The organism is Nonomuraea sp. NPDC050556 (assembly GCF_044457355.1).
Classification (GTDB): domain Bacteria; phylum Actinomycetota; class Actinomycetes; order Streptosporangiales; family Streptosporangiaceae; genus Nonomuraea.
In genome coordinates, this window is record NZ_JBITGU010000004.1 from 814,729 (window position 1) to 830,685 (window position 15,957).

The 15,957-nt window shown below is 70.5% G+C and carries 11 protein-coding genes; 6 read left to right on the forward strand and 5 right to left on the reverse strand.

Going from position 1 to position 15,957, the window contains the following annotated elements:
- Positions 1–641 precede the first annotated feature (641 nt).
- Positions 642–1,493: a hypothetical protein gene (locus tag ACIBG8_RS40860; RefSeq protein WP_397348589.1), complete on the forward strand. Its 852-nt coding sequence runs from the start codon at positions 642–644 to the stop codon at positions 1,491–1,493.
- A gap of 1 nt (position 1,494) precedes the next feature.
- On the opposite strand, the gene ACIBG8_RS40865 is transcribed toward ACIBG8_RS40860, so the two are convergent.
- From ACIBG8_RS40865 to ACIBG8_RS40880, 4 genes are read right to left on the reverse strand one after another with little or no spacing between them, the layout of a single operon-like run.
- On the reverse strand, positions 1,495–3,729 hold the full coding sequence (locus ACIBG8_RS40865) for an ABC transporter permease (protein WP_397348590.1): 2,235 nt from the start codon (positions 3,727–3,729) through the stop codon (positions 1,495–1,497).
- Positions 3,730–3,744: 15 nt separating this feature from the next.
- Positions 3,745–6,264, reverse strand: a complete 2,520-nt coding sequence (locus ACIBG8_RS40870; RefSeq protein ID WP_397348591.1) for an FtsX-like permease family protein — start codon at positions 6,262–6,264, stop codon at positions 3,745–3,747.
- Positions 6,261–6,953 carry an ABC transporter ATP-binding protein gene (locus ACIBG8_RS40875; RefSeq protein ID WP_397348592.1) on the reverse strand — a complete coding sequence of 231 codons (693 nt, stop codon included), beginning with the start codon at positions 6,951–6,953 and terminating at the stop codon, positions 6,261–6,263. The genes ACIBG8_RS40870 and ACIBG8_RS40875 overlap by 4 nt, the downstream gene beginning before the upstream one ends.
- Positions 6,950–7,462, reverse strand: coding sequence for a PadR family transcriptional regulator (locus ACIBG8_RS40880; protein WP_397348593.1), 513 nt, complete (start codon positions 7,460–7,462; stop codon positions 6,950–6,952). The genes ACIBG8_RS40875 and ACIBG8_RS40880 overlap by 4 nt, the downstream gene beginning before the upstream one ends.
- Positions 7,463–7,550: 88 nt before the next feature.
- Here ACIBG8_RS40880 and ACIBG8_RS40885 point away from each other — a divergent pair, with 88 nt between their 5' ends.
- Positions 7,551–8,108, forward strand: a complete 558-nt coding sequence (locus tag ACIBG8_RS40885; protein ID WP_397348594.1) for an FHA domain-containing protein — start codon at positions 7,551–7,553, stop codon at positions 8,106–8,108.
- Here the strand turns inward: ACIBG8_RS40885 and ACIBG8_RS40890 are convergent.
- Positions 8,077–9,399: an MFS transporter gene (locus ACIBG8_RS40890; RefSeq protein ID WP_397348595.1), complete on the reverse strand. Its 1,323-nt coding sequence runs from the start codon at positions 9,397–9,399 to the stop codon at positions 8,077–8,079. The genes ACIBG8_RS40885 and ACIBG8_RS40890 overlap by 32 nt on opposite strands.
- Before the next feature lie 123 nt (positions 9,400–9,522).
- Here ACIBG8_RS40890 and dacB point away from each other — a divergent pair, with 123 nt between their 5' ends.
- The 4 genes from dacB (at position 9,523) to ACIBG8_RS40910 (ending at position 15,876) form a co-directional block, all read left to right on the forward strand.
- Entirely contained in the window at positions 9,523–11,067 is a 1,545-nt protein-coding gene (dacB, locus tag ACIBG8_RS40895; RefSeq protein WP_397348596.1) for a D-alanyl-D-alanine carboxypeptidase/D-alanyl-D-alanine-endopeptidase, read from the forward strand.
- Between the two features lie 369 nt (positions 11,068–11,436).
- Positions 11,437–12,786 carry a glycosyltransferase gene (locus ACIBG8_RS40900; RefSeq protein ID WP_397348597.1) on the forward strand — a complete coding sequence of 450 codons (1,350 nt, stop codon included), beginning with the start codon at positions 11,437–11,439 and terminating at the stop codon, positions 12,784–12,786.
- A 100-nt stretch (positions 12,787–12,886) separates the two neighbouring features.
- Positions 12,887–15,046, forward strand: a complete 2,160-nt coding sequence (locus tag ACIBG8_RS40905; protein ID WP_397348598.1) for an acyltransferase family protein — start codon at positions 12,887–12,889, stop codon at positions 15,044–15,046.
- 194 nt (positions 15,047–15,240) lie between these two features.
- Entirely contained in the window at positions 15,241–15,876 is a 636-nt protein-coding gene (locus tag ACIBG8_RS40910) for a family 16 glycosylhydrolase (RefSeq protein WP_397348599.1), read from the forward strand.
- Positions 15,877–15,957: the final 81 nt, after the last annotated feature.

Here is a 15,957-nt window from a genome sequence, read left to right on the forward strand (position 1 = left end):
GGATCCTTAGGGGCATGCGACGGGCTGAGGGACACAGCGATGGGCCCCTCGGGATCCGTATGAGTCTATCCGCGCTTGTGAACGCATTCACGAGGGTCCCGGGATCTGAGACGGCCCCGCCCGAAACCTCAACCCTCATCTGACCTCCCTTTCCAGGATGACATGCGGGGGTGCCCCCAATAACTCCCACACTTGGCCACCCCACGCCCACCCCCGCGCTCACCCTGCCCCCTGACGCCCGCCCCCTTCGCCCTGCCCCGCCCGCCGTCCCCCGCGCCGTCGCCGCCCAGCCCCCGACACTCGCGCTTCTCCTCGGCCACCGTGCCTGGAGCCTGCCTGGCCCCTTGCTCACCATGTGACCCGCCACGCGCCTTCCGGCGGGCTCTTCATGAGCTGAGGTCCGCAGACGAGGGAACCTCACATGAGGCAATGAGCCCCGCGGCCAGTGGAGGCCCAGGCAGCCGATGGCCCGAAGCGGGGTGGCGGGGAGGTGTTTGAGGGGTTTGTGGGGGGTGCGGGAAGGGGGTGGGGGTACCCCGGTGGAAGCAAAGTCATCCACACTGCACCCATCTTTGTCTTGATCGAGAGATTTATTCGCTATTAGCCTGATAAGCCGTGGGCAACTACCTATGGTTCGTCATATGAGCATCGGGAACCCCGCTCTCGCGGATGTGCTCGTCCAGCACGGCAGCCCCCACCGCCTGCTGGCAGCCCTCGCCGATGGGGGAATCCTGGTGGCCGTGCGACCCGACCGGTCCGTGGTCCTGGGCACGACCCAGGCCGGCGACCGCGTGCTGCTCGGTTACACCGGGCCACAGACCTACGCGCGGCACCGTGGTAGCCACTCCCTCTCGGCCTGCGACGCCGACACGATCCTCGACATCCAGCGCGTCACCGGCGTGCGGGAGATCGTCATCAACGCGGCAGGACCCGCGGCCGCCGCCGTACCGATCGAGGACCTCCAGCGCTTCCTGCTGACCACCCGCACCGGACCCACCCCGGTCCTGTCCGGCGCCGTCCCCGCCGCCTATGCGACGGGCGCGATGGCGATGGTCTCCAGGGGTACGGCTGTCGCCCAGGCCGCCCCGCCCGTCGAGGCGCCGCCGCAGTCGTGGATCCCGGCGCCCCGCCCGCACCTGTCGGGCCCTATGCAGCAGGTGGACCCCGGTTACCGGCGGTGCGCGCACCCGATCCTCCCGGCGCTGAGGCAGGCGATCGCGCACCTGCTGATGGACTTCCCGCTGGTGCACCACGTGTGGATCTCGGAGGCCCGCACGGCCTCGGGGGCTCCCGGCATCATGCTCCACGTCAAGGTGCACATGTCGGCCGCCGAGGACGTCGTGCGCGACCTGCACCGGGGCGTCCGCGCCCGGCTGCCGCAGCTCGCCGCGAGCGAGGCCCCGATCCTCATGGCGAGGGTCGCGGACTCACGCAGCGAACGCCGCATGATCGAGATCGGCGCCCACGTCGTCTGCGCGGACGTCACCGACTAGCTCAGCGGCGGCGGGTGCCGGGAGGTGGAGGGCTCGCGAGGGCGGCGGTCGTCAGCGCGGCCAGCACCGGCAACCCCACGCAGACGGCGACGAGGAGCAGCCAGGGGACGCCGATCGTGGGCCACCCTGGCTCGGTGAACGGCGGAGCCGACATGTCCACGCTGACCCCGACCGGCTCCCACTCCGTGAACGGCCACGCGAACGCCGTACCGGTCACCAAACCCGCCACCGCACCCACCAGCGCCCCGAGCCCGGCGATGTAGCCCGCCTGAGCGCCCACCACGAGCCTGAGGGTCCCCCGCCGAGCGCCGACGGCCGCCATGGCCTCCAGGTCGGGTCGCAGGTCCGCCGCAGCGAGGCCCGTGGCCGCGAACGTCGCCCCGAGCACCAGCACCGCCGCGGCCCCCAGAACGGCCCACAGGTAGGGGATCCCCTGCGTCTGGTACCCGAGCTCCACCCGGACCGTGGCCCGCCCCGCAGCAGCCCGCAGGTCCCCCTGCAGGACCCTCGCCGCCCGCCGCGCCCCCTCCGGGTCGGCCACCCGGGAGGTGCCCGCGACATACAGCCGCCGCTCCGCCGTACGGAGTCCGGCAGCCTCCACCGCACCGGCGGGCAGCACACCCCCGCCCTGAGCCGGATCGGCCGCCACAGCCACCACGGCGGGCAACGTGATCGGCCCCACGGTCACCCGCCCCCCGCGCACCGCCCGCCCGTCGAACACCACGGCCTTCCCCGCGGCCAGCGCCGCGACGGCGACCGGATCCCGCCTCCCCTGGAGCAGTTCCAGCAGCGACGCGTCCCCGACGGGCAGCTCGTCCGCGGCGAAGCTCCTGCACCGATCGACGCAGGTCAACGGCTCCAACGCGAGCATGGCCGTCGCCTCGCGGCCTGCCACCACGGGCACCCCGGGAAGCGCGGCAGACACGGCGGAGCGCAACCGCGCCCACCCCGCGTCGTCCAGCCCACGCCCGCTGATCGACAGGGTTCCCAAGGGCACCGACGACACGTAGGACTCCCGGTAGTGCCGCTGGTTGCTGCTGATCGCCACCCCGGCGGCGATCGCCGAGGCCGTCGCCGCCGACACCGCCGCGACGGCGCAAGCCGTACGGACCCGATGACGGACAGCGTCCCGTACGGCCAGCCGCAGCGGGAGCCCCAGCCGCGCGGCGATCCGCCCGGAAACCCCCACCAGCCACGGCGTCAACGCCACGAGCCCGAGCTGCCCCAGCACAGCGGCAGCAAAGATCCACCTGAACCAGTCGAAAGACCATGTCCACCACAGCGCGCCCACAGCCACCGCGACCCCGGCGAGCAGCAGGAAGAGCCCCAACCCCGGCAACCAGCCACGCGGGCGGACCCGAAGCCCCAGCGCCGGGAGCAGTGCCGCGATCACCGCGCTGACCAGGCCGAGCACCACCATCCACCGCACCGAGGACCAGGGCACGTCGGGCGGTCCGATCGTGCCGGTCCACCGGGCGGCCAGGGGCGCGACCAGGAGCGCCGCCCCGATCCCGAGCGCTCCGGCGAGCGGCGCGGCCAGTCCGCCGAGGGTGAGGCCGTCGGCCAGCGCCACCATCCGGACATGCCGCGCGGAGCCGCCCTGGGCGGTGATCACGGCGAGCTCGTCGCGCCGCCCGCGGAACCCGACGGCGAATCCGGGCCCGGCCGTAAGTACGGTGACCAGCATCGCCATGACCGCCTCGGCCCCATCCATGATCACGGTCAGCGGGTCGACGTAGTCGGCCGTCAGCCAGGGGCCCGTGACCGGCTGGGGGAGCCACTGGGGCGAGGTGTTCGCGGTCATCGTGCCGGGCAGCGCGACGATCTCGCGGGTGTTGGGCTTGTTCGGGTGGTCGATCACGCCGACCACTCTCAGCCTGGCCCCCTGCCTGGTCTCCAGGACCTGGCGTCCGGAGAGCCGCGGCGTGACCACGACCTCCCCCTTGACCGAGGGCAGGCGCCCCGACGACAGGGTGCGCATGCCCCCTGTCGTCCGCAGGTCCACCTCCATGCCGTGGACCCGTTCGAACCCGTGGTCGAGCCGCACCTCGACCGCGCTCTCGGCGACCAGCGCGGGAGCCTCCTCCGACGGCGAGACCGCCAGGGTCGCCCGCAGCGTGAGCACACCGGTGATCAGGCAGATCGGCAGCCCGATCATCACCATGGTGAGCGCGCTGCGCCGCTTGGATCGCAGGAGTCCGCGTCGCGAGAGGCGAAGCGCGGGGGTGATCCACATCTCGCGGAGACTAGCTCACGCCAGCCGCCTGGTCAGCCGGACGCGGATCGGGAGCAACCCACCCACCAGGGCGGCGAGCAGCGGCAGGCCGACGGCCACGGCGAGCGCGAACCCCCAGGGCACCGACACGGCGTGCTCCCGCGGATCCATGGCGTACGGCCAGGCCAACGCCACCCCGGTGACCGTACCCGCCACCACGCCCACCAGCGCCCCCAGCCCGGCGATGTACCCGGCCTGGGTGGCGAGCACGAGCCGCCGCGTCAGCGCGGGCGCGCCGATCGCGGCCAGCGCGGCCTGTTCCGGGCGCAGGTCGGCGGCCGCGAGCCTGGTGGCGACCAGCGTCCCGCCCACCACCAGCACCAGCGCGCCGACCAGCATGATCAGCAGAGGGAGCGGGGCGTTGGGATCGTAGCCGTCCTCCACGTAGAGGTCGGCCCCGCTGGCGGCCCCGACCAGGTCGCGTTCAAACCTGAGGGGCTCGGCCGGGACGGCCGCCGCGTACAGGCGCCGGTTCACGATCTTGAGCCCTGCCTGCTCCAACCCCTGGCGCGCGAGTACGGCGCCGCCCTGGTGGGGGTCGGCCGACGGCGCGTAGACCGCCGGCACGCTGAACGACGGGGGGCTGTCCCCCTCTCCGAGCGCGGACACGCTCAGCATGAGCCGCCCGTTCCGCACCAGTTCCTGGTCGAACACCACCGCCCTGCCGCCGGCGAGCGCTGCGGCGGCAACTGGATCGTCGCGCCCCTGGACCAGCCTGAGCAGCGACGGGTCGCCGATGGGCAGGTCGGCGCCGTTCCGCCCGTAGCTGTTGTCGTGGTAGCCGCGCAGGTTCTCCGTGGTGAGGCCGAGCATGAGCTGCCTGCCGCGGGCGTCGGTCGCCGCGCCTGCCTCGACCGTGCGCGCGGGCAGCCGCTCGGCCACCAGCTTCCTGACCCTGTCCCAGCCCGCGTCGTCGGCACCGCGCGCGCCGACCATCGTGGTGCCTGCGGGAAGTCCCGGGTAGTAGGCGTCACGGGCGGCCACGTCGTTGCTGTTCACGCTGATGGCGATGGCCAGGACCGTGGTCGTGGTGGCCATGACGGCCGCCGCGGCGGAAGCCGTACGGATGCGGTGTCGTGCCGCGTCGCGGACGGACAGCCGCATCGGGAGGGGAAGACGGGCGGCGAGCCGCCCCGAGGTCTTGACCAGCCAGGGCATGAGCGCGACCAGGCCGAGCTGGATGAGTACGGCTGCCGCGAGCACCCACGCGTCGTCCTCGCGCAGCGCGAGGTAGGTCGCGGCGAGCCCGGCCACCGCCAGCGCCAGCCCCATGCGCGGCCGCCCCGCCCTGGCATGGATCTCCGGCGTACGGCCGGCCAGGACGAGCGCCGCCGGCTGCCTGCCCGCCTGGACGGCGGGGACGAGCGCCGCGAGCAACCCGCTGACCAGCCCGAGGGCGGCCACGCCGAGCACGTAGAGCCAGGGCACCTCGACCGGCCCGAGCATCCCGCCCAACCGCCCGGCGACGGGCGAGCCGGCGATCCCGAGCACGACGCCGAGCACGGTCGCGAGCACGGCGGCAGAGCCGCCCAGGATGAGCCCGTCGGCCAGCACGACGGTACGCAGGTGGGACGGCGAGGCGCCGTGCGCGGCGAGCATCGCCAGCTCCCTGCGCCTGCGCCTGAGCCCCACGGCGAAGGCGGGCCCGGCCAGCAGGACCGTCTCCAGGACGGCCATGACCACCCCGGTGGCGACGGCGACGACGAGTTCCCGATGGCTGATCGCCATCCTCCAGGGGACGGCGCCCGGCGGGTCGTTGATCACCGCCCTTGACACGACGCGAAGGCCCGATTTGTTGATCCTCTGCACGGCCTCCCAGGTGACCGGGGCCGCCGTGTCGGCGAGCCAGCCGGTGCCGCGGTCCTCCTGGCGCGCCGGGAGCAGGACGCCTGGCATGCCGGTGACCTCCAGGACGGAGGTCATGTGGGGGTGCCTGTAGACACCGACCACGCGCACCTGGCGCGGCTCGCGGGTGACCTTGATCGTGTCGCCGACCCCGACGCCGCGCTCCGCCAGCCCCTCGGACACCATCACCTCGCCGGGCGAGGCCGGGAAGGCGCCGCTGACCAGGGTGCGGATCCCCCGGGTGAGCGGGTCGCGCACGTCCAGCTCGACGGCGCCGACCTCGTCGTAACCGTCCTTCAGCCACGCCTCGGCGAAGCCCACGTTGTAGGGCAGCACGCGCCGCGCGCCGAGCAGCTTCGCCACCTGCTCCCCCGTGAGCGGGGCGCCTGACCGCCGCTCTCCCGACGAGTAGCCGTTGGCGTCGGGATCCTGCTCGATCGGGCCCTGGGTACCCGTGGTGAACACCGCGGCCTCCGCGACGGCACCGAGGTTTCCGCCGAGCGCCTCGCGGCTGTTGACGTCGACGGTCGCCATGATCGTCATGGCACAGGTGATGACCAGGACCGGCAGGCCGATCATGGCCATGACGAGCGCGCTGCGGCCCTTCGCCCGCCGGATGTCGCGCCACGACAGGCGCAGTAGCGCCCTCATCTGGCACTCTCCAGCGGCGTGTCCGTCGAGTCCGCCACCTGCCCGTCGCGCAGGAACACCACCCGGTCCGCCCACGCGGCGTAGCGCGGCTCGTGGGTGACGAGCAGCACGGCGGCCCCCGCGTCCGCCCTGGCGCGCAGGATCTGCAGGATCTCGTCGCCCGTCCTGGTGTCGAGCGCCCCCGTGGGCTCGTCGGCGAGCAACAACCGCCGCTCCCCCACCAGCGCCCGCGCGATGGCCACGCGCTGGCGCTGCCCGCCGGACACCTCTTCGGGGAACCGTTCCGCCATGTGCTCCATGCCCACCTCGGCCAGCACCGCCAGGGCCTCGGCCCGCGCCTGCCCCGAACGCACGCCGTCGAGCTCGCGCGGCAGCATGACGTTCTCCACGGCGGTCAGCGACGGGATGAGGTTGAGGTCCTGGAAGACGTAGCCGACGCTTCTGCGCCGCAGCGCCGCCAGGTCCTTCACCCCGGCCAGGTCCTGGCCTTCGACGAGTACGGTGCCCGTGGTGGCCAGGTCGAGCCCGCCGGCCAGGTTGAGCAGGGTCGACTTGCCCGACCCCGACGGCCCCATGACCGCGACCAGCTCGCCCGCGGCCGCCTCCAGGTTCACCCCGCGCAGCGCGTGCACGGCTGCCGCCCCCTCGTCGTGCACCCTTCCGACCTCGCTCAGCCGGACAACAGTCATTGAAGAGCCTCCTTGAGTACGGCTTCGCAGTGGTCCAGCCACCGCTGCTCGGCCTCGGCCTGGAAGATCATGGAATCGAGCACGAGCCGCTGCCCCGTCGCGCCTTCCGCAGCGCGCTTGGCCCGGGTGAGCTCCTGCAGCGTGCGCATGGTCGCGGTGCGCTGCGTCCTGACGACCGCCTCGACCCCGTCGTACCTGGCGGCGATGGCCATCGCGAGCTTGATGACGAGCTCGTCCCGGGGCCGGTCGGACTGGGCGACGGGGGTGCTGAACCATCGCTCCATCTCGGCCCGACCGGCCTCGGTGATCGTGTAGACGACCCGGCCCTGGTCATCCGCCTCTCCCGGCGCGACGAGACCGTCGCGTTCCATGCGGGAGAGCGTCGTGTAGACCTGGCCGATGTTGAGCGGCCAGGTCGCCCCCGTGGACGACTCGAACTCGGACCTCAGCTGGTAGCCGTAGTGCGGTCCGCGGCTCAGAAGGGCCAGGAGCCCGTGCCTGATCGACATGAATACTGAGTATGCATACGCAGTATGCTGAAGGCAAGAGATCCCCGTATTCTGGACACGGAACACAGTTCCGCCCGATACTCGGGAGATGAGCTCGACGCAACCCCCATTTCGCGCCTCCGATGGGGAACGTGATCGCGCGATCGGCGAGCTCCGCGACCGCGCCGTCGAGGGAAGGCTGTCCCACGACACCTTCCTGGGCCGGGTGGACCAGGCGTTAAGGGCTCGCAACCGCTACGAGCTGGACGAGCTCGTCGCCGATCTGCCCCCGCCTGCCACGTTCCGGCAACGCCTGACCGACATGGTGGCCTCGGTCTCCGACTTCACGACCCGCCTGCAGTCGGCGTGGCGCAGGCCGCGCCTGCCGAGGCTGGCGCTGCCCGACGACAGCAGGCTCCGCTACGTCGTGGGCCGCGGCTCGGCCTGCGACCTGGTCCTGTCCGACCTGACGGTCTCCCGCGTGCACGCCGAGCTGCGCCGCGAGGGCGACGGCGGCTGGATGCTCGTCGACCTCGGCTCGCTCAACGGCACCAGGCTGAACGGCTGGCGCCTCGTCGGCCCGGCCCGGGTCAGGTCGGGCGACGAGATCTCCTTCGGCGACTGCGGCTTCCTGGTCAGCTCCGGCCAGCCATCACTTCCGCGTTGAGCTGGTAGCGCCGGGTCAGCACGATCGCCACGGCGATGAACAGGGCGGGCAGCAGCGTGCCGCCGAACAGCACCGCCTGCAGCGCCGAGTCCGACTGCTCGATGCGCGTCTTGGCGTCCGACTCCACGAACCCGGCAGCGCCGAGCACCCAGCTCAGCACCAGCGCGCCGAACGCGAACACCACGGTCTCGCACGCCGTCCACAGCCCGGTGAACACCCCGGCCCTGCGCTTGCCCGTGGTCATCGCATCGTGGGCGATCACGTCGGACATCATCGAGAACTGCAGCAGCTGGATCCCGGCGTAACCGACGCCGACGAAGAACACGCACACGTGCGCGTAGATCGAGCCGAACTGCGGCGTGAGCGCCATCCCCGCCGCGCCTGACATGAACAGCACCGACGCCAGGACCATCGCGCCGCGCTTGTCCAGCCGCTTGGCCAGCCACACCCATAGCGGCATCGTCAGCAGGATCGGCCCGACCAGGCAGGCGAAGAGCGTGGTGGTGGCGTCCGGGTTCCCGAGCGTGTAGGTGGCGAAGTAGGGCGCTCCGGCCAGCATCGTGCCCGCGGCGAACATCTGCGCGCAGCTGAACCCGAGCAGGATCAGGAAGTGCTTGTTGGTCCGCGCCACGGCCAGCTGGGCCTTGATGGACGGCTCCGCCTCCGCGTGGCTCACGACCGGGGCCTTGGCCGTACCGAAGAAGGTGCCCAGCATGGCGGCGAGCAGGATGGTCCCGATGACGATGCCCATCAGCCGGTAGCCGCCCGAGCCGTTGGCGATGATCGGGGCGACCGCGCCGGAGAGCAGGATCGAGACGCCCAGGAAGATCATCCGCCACTGCAGCAGCGACGAGCGCTCGTGGTAGTCGTCGGTCATCTCCGGCGGCATCGCCTTGTACGGCACCTCGAAGAAGGCGAAAGCCGTAGCCGTGAGGAAGAAGAAGAACCCCACATACAGCGCGGCGGGCACGCCGGTCAGCGGCGGTCCGGCGAACGTCAGCGCGAACGTCAGCGGCAATGTCAGCGCGCCGAGCAGCAACCACGGGCGTCTGGCGCCGAATCTGGATACCGTGCGGTCCGAGCGCTGCCCGACCCACGGGTTGATGATCATGTCCCAGACCTTGGGCAGGAACACCACGAGCCCGGCCAGCCAGGCGGGTACGGCCAGCTGATTGGTCATGTAGAAGAGGAGGAGCAGCCCGGGGACCGTGGAGAAGGTGCCCGTGCAGAACGATCCGATGCCGTAACCGACCCGCACGCTGCGCGGCACGGTGGCGAGGGCTGTGGCCATTGCCACATTACAGCCGAACGAGCGTCCGTTCGGTACCTAAAGATACGGAAATTTGCGGATTACAGCCCGGCGCGCCCGGCTCATGATCCGATGGAGAACCCCCAGCCCCATTTGGAGACCCACATGCGGCGCACCTCTGCCTCTCTCGTCGCGGGCGCGCTGGTCGCGACCCTGGCGTGGGCGTCCAGCCCCACGTCGCCGGCGACCGCCCTCGACCCTTCACCTGGCGTGGCCGACCTCGTCCAGGACATCAACCAGATACTCGGCGACTCCCGCCTGACCGTCGGCCGCGCGGCGGTCGTGGTCAAGAGCGCGGCCAACGGCGAGGAGCTCTACGCCACCGACGCGGGCAAGCTCATGACGCCCGCCTCGAACACCAAGCTGTTCACCTCGGCCGCGGCCGCCGAGACGCTCGGCCTCGACTACCGCTTCGACACCAGCGTGCTGGCCGGTGGCCGTCGCGTGGGGTCCGCCCTGACCGGCGACCTCGTCCTGCGCGGCACCGGCGACCCGACCATGCTCGCGGCCGACTACGACGCCCTCGCCGCGAAGGTGGCCGACGCGGGTGTCAAGCTCGTCACCGGCAAGCTGGTCGCCGACGACACCTGGTTCGACTCCGTACGACTGGGCCAGGACTGGGCCTGGGACGACGAGACCGCCTACTACGCGGCGCAGATCTCCGCGCTCACCGCCTCCCCCGACACCGACTACGACGCCGGATCGGTGATCGTCTCGGTGGCCGCCGACGGCGACAAGGTCAAGGTGACCACCACGCCGGAGACCGACTACTTGAAGATCGTGAACAAGGCGACCGTGGGCGCGGAGACCGACGTTCTCATCGAGCGCCAGCACAGCACCAACACGGTCGTCATCACCGGCACCGTGGCCGACCCCTACGACGAGTGGGTCGCCGTCGACAACCCGACCGCCTACAGCGCCTCCCTGTTCCGCAAGGCGCTGACCAAGCACGGCGTGCGCGTCCTCGGCCCCACGGTCACCGGCGCTGCCCCGGCGAACGCCACCGAGCTGACCAAGCACCAGTCGATGCCGCTGAGCCAGCTGCTCGTGCCGTTCCTCAAGCTGAGCAACAACATGCACGCCGAGATCCTCACCAAGGCCATGGGCCGCAAGGTCTCCGGGCAGGGCACGTGGTCGGCCGGGCTCAAGGTGACCAGCGACTTCGCGGCCGCCAACGGCGTCAAGGTGCTCAACCTGCGCGACGGCTCCGGCCTCTCGCGCCGCGACGGCGTCACGCCCACCTCGATCACGCAGCTGCTGCTCGCGGTGCGCGGCAAGCCGTGGTACCAGACCTGGTACGACGCGCTGCCGATCGCGGGCAACGCCGACCGCTTCACCGGCGGCACGCTGCGCAACCGCATGCGCAACACCCCGGCGGCGAACAACGTGCACGCGAAGACGGGGTCGCTGACGAGCGTGACGTCGCTGTCCGGCTACGTCACCAGCGCGGACGGCGAGCCGCTGGTCTTCTCGATCCTCCTCAACCAGTACCTCTCGGGCTCGCCGAAGGACATCGAGGACAAGATCGCTGTACGGCTCGCGAAGTTCAGCCGGGCCAACCCGGACAACACGGTCCAGCTCCGGTCGGAAACTCCGGCCGCCGACTCGCCGGACCTCGAGTGCTCGTGGCTCAAGCCAGCAGAGTGCTGATTTCCCATTGACGGGAGCCCGGTCACCGATGGTGGCCGGGTTCTTTTCATTATCGTGTGAAGTACGCCACAACAACCGTTCTCTTAACCGTCCGTTCTCTCAGCACCCCCGTCCCTATAGGTAGGTTTCTTTACTGTAGGACGCGGGATGCCTGAGAAACAGGGGGTTCGTGGCGTGTCATCCACCATGGTCGCCGCACGGACAGAAAAGCAGAATTTCCTTCCACAGCCACCAACTGATTCCGAAATATCGCTCTATTTTGGGCCCCAGCGCCGTTGGGTGTTGCTTGCGATCCCCTTATCGTTAACCTTTACCGCTGGAACATTGTTCTTATTCTCCTTGCGCCATCCGATTCTCATCCCCTTTCTCGTGGCGTTGGTCGCGAACCTCACCGGCTGGCTGCTCTCCTTCGTGGACGGCCAGCGCCAGCGCTCCACCACCTGGGAATCACACCTGTTGCTGGTCCGGTCGTGGCGGCCGCGTGCCGTACCGGCTGTCGACGTCTTCCTGCCGACGCTGGGCGAACCCCTGGACGTGCTGCGCAACACCTTCGTCCACGTGGCCGCCATGGAGTGGAACGGTCCGCTCACCACCTGGGTCCTGGACGACGCCGCCCGGCCGGAAGTCGCCGATCTTGCTGATGAGTACGGCTTCCGCTACGACTCGCGCCCCGACCGCGGCCACCTGAAGAAGGCGGGCAACCTCAACCACGGGCTCGGCCTCAGCGACGCGCCGCTGATCGCCGTCTTCGACGCCGACTTCTGCCCGCGGCCCGACTTCCTCCACCACCTGGTCCCCTACCTGGAGGACCCGCAGGTCGCGATCGCGCAGTCGCCGCAGTTCTTCGACACCGAGCCGGACATGCCGTGGGTGCAGCGCACGGCGGGCGCGGCGCAGGAACTGTTCTACCGCTGGCTGCAGCCCTCGCGCGACGCGGACGGCGGCGCCATCTGCGTCGGCAGCAACGTCGTCTACCGGCGCGAGGCGCTGGACAAGATCGACGGCTTCCCCAAGATCGACCACAGCGAGGACATCTACACGAGCGTCGCGCTGATGCGGCACGGGCTGCGCACCAAGTACGTGCCCGTCCTACTGGCCAAGGGGCTGTCGCCGGACAACGTGAGCTCCTACGTCGCCCAGCAGTACCGCTGGGCGATGGGGTGCCTGAGCCTGCTGTTCAGCCGCGACTTCCACACCACGCCGATGCCCTGGCGGGTGCGGGTCTCCTACTGGAGCGGGTTCCTGTCCTACTTCGTGTCCGCGATCAACATCGCGGCGATCCCGCTGCCTGGGCTGATCATGCTGTTCGGGTATCCGGGGGACGTCCGGGCCTGGCACATGATCCCGTTCATCGGGCCGCTGTGGGTCTCGCTCGTGCTGCTGCCCGCGGTCTCGGTGGGGCGCTACCGGTTCGAGGTGTTCCGGGCGCAGACGCTCTACGCGTACTGCCATCTGTTCGCGATCTGGCACGCCGTACGCAACCAGGTCGCCGCGTGGGAGCCCAGCGGCGCAGGGCAGGCGCGCTCGCGACTGGTCCGCACCGTGAGCCGGATCGCGCTCGCCTGGCTGGCCCTCACCACCGCCGCGACCTGGGCGGGCATCGCCTGGCGCGCACCCCAGTACGGCTGGGACCACTACTGGGCGCTCACCGCGTTCGCCGTGGCCAGCACCTACATCGCCGTTCCGCTGATCCGCGATCTCTGGAGATCACTCCGATGAACCACCGACTGCGCTGGCCCGAGGCTCTGGCCATTACCGCGCTGCTGCTGTTCGCCGCCGTCCTCGCCTCCGGCTGGGCCGTACTCCCGCCCCTGGCGCCATGAGCGGGTGGGCGCACCGGGACGACATCGAGGGGCTGCGCGCGGTCGCGGTCCTGCTCGTGCTGGGGTTCCACGCGGCCGTTCCCGGGCTGGGGGGCGGGTTCGTCGGCGTGGACGTCTTCTTCGTGATCTCCGGGTTCCTCATCACCGGGCTGATCCTGCGCGACCTCGGCCAGGGGCGCTTCTCCCTGGCGGACTTCTACGCCAGGCGGGCCAGGCGCATCCTGCCCGCGGCGGGTGTGGTGCTGGTCGTGACGGCTGTCGCGGGATGGGTGTTGCTTCCCGGCGTGCGGCTGCAGGACCTGGCGGGCGACGTGCTCACCGCTGCCCTTTACATCGCCAACTGGCGGTTCATCGGGCAGCAGACCGACTACCTCGCCGCTGAGCGGGATCCCAGCCCGCTGCTGCATTACTGGTCGCTGGCGGTGGAGGAGCAGTTCTACCTGGTGTGGGCGCCGTTGGCATTGCTGGCGTTCTGGGTGGCTGGGCGTCGGCTCGTGGGTGTGCTGGCGGTGGTGCTGACCGGTGGGTCGCTCGCGCTCTGCCTCACGTGGGACGGCCCTGCCGCCTATCTGGCCTCGCCGTCCCGCGCGTGGCAGTTCGGCGTGGGCGCCCTGGCCGCCCTGGCCACACCCCACGTAACCCGCCTCTTCACCGACAAACCCCCAGCCCTCACTCCACCACGCTCTGAAACCCCATCCCTCACCTCACCCCGCCCAGGAACGCCAGCCCTCACTTCCCCAATCGGGACATTGCCCCGATTTCTCGCGGCCCTGCTCGGAACGGCAGGCGTGGTGGCCCTCGCCTGGTCCCTGCCCCTCGGCGAGACCGCCTACCCAGGCCCCGAGGCACTCGCCCCGACACTCGGAACCGCAGCGATCATCCTGTTCCGCTCCCCCATCTCCACCCTGCTCTCCCTGCCATGGCTGCGCTTCCTGGGCAAACTCTCCTTCTCCTGGTACCTCTGGCACTGGCCGGTTCTCGTACTCACCGAAGCCGCACTCGGCCAGCAACCATGGCCGATCAAGGCCGCACTGGCCCTGGCCTCGGTGCTGCCCTCCTGGCTGACCCTCCACCTGATCGAGAATCCGGTACGGCTCTCGCCAGTCGTGTCCGCCCGCCCACGCAGCGGCCTGGCCGTGGGCACCGCCGCCATGATCATCCCGGTGACCGCAGCACTGCTGCTGGGCCGCGCCGCCGTACCCGACCAGACGACCACCGTCACGGTCGCCGCCACCGCCCCCACCGTGAACGCGGCCGCGGCCAGAACCGACTACCCACCATCACAGGGCTGCGAGGTCGCCCTGACCGCCACCATCAGCCCACCCTGCCTCTTCACCCCCACCCCCACCTACGGCCGCTCCGCAGAAACCGGCACCGGGACCAACCCGGGGACCGGGACGGACACCGGCACCGGGACCAGGACCAGCACCGGAACGGATTCTGGCACCGGAACGGACGCCAGCGCGGGGACGGACGCTAGCACCGGGACGAGCACAAGGACCGGGACCACCCCTGGCAGCGAGCGAATCGTGCTGATCGGCGACTCCCACGCAGGACAGTGGTTCACCATGGCCAGACGCATAGCCCAGCGACGCGGCTGGACGCTGGAGATGCTGACCAAACCAGGCTGCCCCCTACCAACCCTCACCGTCATCGACCCCAGGCTGGGCCGCGAATACCACGAATGCGACACGTGGCGCGAGAACACCCTGCGACGCCTGGAATCCGAGCCCGCACCCCGCCTGATCCTCTTCACCTCACTGGACACCTACGCCGACCCCGCAACCACAACCAAGGCCTGGGCAACAACCCTCGAACGCCTCGGCCGCATAGGCCCCCCGCTCGTATACCTCCGCGACACCCCCATGCCCGGCCTGGACATCCCAGCCTGCCTGTCCACCAAACCAGCCGCCCAGTGCACCTTCCCCCGCACCCAGCGAGAAGACCCGCTGTCCAAGACGAGCCGCCCAAGAATCTGGCACATCCAGGCCAACGACGTACTCTGCCCAGCCACCACCCCCACCTGCCCCGCAGAACTGGACGGTGTGGTTCTCTACCGCGACGACTCCCACCTCACCAACACAGCGGTAGAACGCCTGGCCCCCAGGCTGGAACAGGACCTCGAAGACCTCGACCTGATCCCCACGGTCCTATGAGGCGCGTCCTGCTAAGCCTCCTCCTGCTCCTCTCCACCGCCGGATGCGGCGGTGGAGGTGGAGGGGGTTGGCACGAGGTGTTCCGCGACGACTTCACCGGCACAGGCAAGATCTCATCCAACTGGCTACACGACCTCGGCACCTGCTACCCGGGATGCCCGGCACCCCAGTGGGGCACAGGCGAGATAGAGACAATGACCGACGCCTTGGACAACGTGGCCCTGGACGGCCGCGGCCACCTGGCCATCACCCCACAATTACGCAACGGCCAGTGGACGTCAGGAAGAATCGAAACCCGCCGCGCCGACTTCACCATCCCACCGGGAGGAACGCTCCGCGTAGAGGCCCGCATAGCCCTGCCCGCCGTGAACCCCCGAACCGGCGCCGGCTACTGGCCCGCCTTCTGGATGCTCGGCAGCAAGCTCCGCGACGGTTACACCGGCTGGCCAGCCGTAGGCGAGATCGACATCCTGGAAGCAGTGAACGGCAGACCATCGGTGCTGGCCGCCATGCACTGCGGCGTGACACCCGGCGGCCCCTGCCAGGAACCACAGGGCCTCAGCTCAGGCGAACACCCCTGCCCCAACTGCCACGGCACCTTCCACACCTACGCCGTAGAGATGACCGAAGCCAGGACCACATGGTTCCTGGACAACAAGCCGTATTTCTCCCTGAACCGCAGCCTGCCAGGCGCTTTCTTCCTGATCCTCAACGTAGCGATCGGCGGCGGCTTCCCCACCGCCTTCGGCGGAGGCCCAACCGACGCAACACTCCCCGGCCAGCCCATGCTCATCGACCACGTAACCGTCCAAACAAAGCCCCAACCATAACGCCAACCCCCACCACCCCCACCGCCCGCGCCCCCGAAGAAGGAGGCGCCCACAAGACCGCCCCATACACGCACCCACCCG

Bases quoted from the DNA above. Each gene is read 5' to 3' on its own strand.
- ACIBG8_RS40860 (WP_397348589.1), top strand. From the start codon at position 642: ATGAGCATCGGGAACCCCGCTCTCGCGGATGTGCTCGTCCAGCACGGC.
- ACIBG8_RS40865 (WP_397348590.1), bottom strand. From the start codon at position 3,729: ATGTGGATCACCCCCGCGCTTCGCCTCTCGCGACGCGGACTCCTGCGA.
- ACIBG8_RS40870 (WP_397348591.1), bottom strand. From the start codon at position 6,264: ATGAGGGCGCTACTGCGCCTGTCGTGGCGCGACATCCGGCGGGCGAAG.
- ACIBG8_RS40875 (WP_397348592.1), bottom strand. From the start codon at position 6,953: ATGACTGTTGTCCGGCTGAGCGAGGTCGGAAGGGTGCACGACGAGGGG.
- ACIBG8_RS40880 (WP_397348593.1), bottom strand. From the start codon at position 7,462: ATGTCGATCAGGCACGGGCTCCTGGCCCTTCTGAGCCGCGGACCGCAC.
- ACIBG8_RS40885 (WP_397348594.1), top strand. From the start codon at position 7,551: ATGAGCTCGACGCAACCCCCATTTCGCGCCTCCGATGGGGAACGTGAT.
- ACIBG8_RS40890 (WP_397348595.1), bottom strand. From the start codon at position 9,399: ATGGCCACAGCCCTCGCCACCGTGCCGCGCAGCGTGCGGGTCGGTTAC.
- dacB (WP_397348596.1), top strand. From the start codon at position 9,523: ATGCGGCGCACCTCTGCCTCTCTCGTCGCGGGCGCGCTGGTCGCGACC.
- ACIBG8_RS40905 (WP_397348598.1), top strand. From the start codon at position 12,887: ATGAGCGGGTGGGCGCACCGGGACGACATCGAGGGGCTGCGCGCGGTC.
- ACIBG8_RS40910 (WP_397348599.1), top strand. From the start codon at position 15,241: ATGACCGACGCCTTGGACAACGTGGCCCTGGACGGCCGCGGCCACCTG.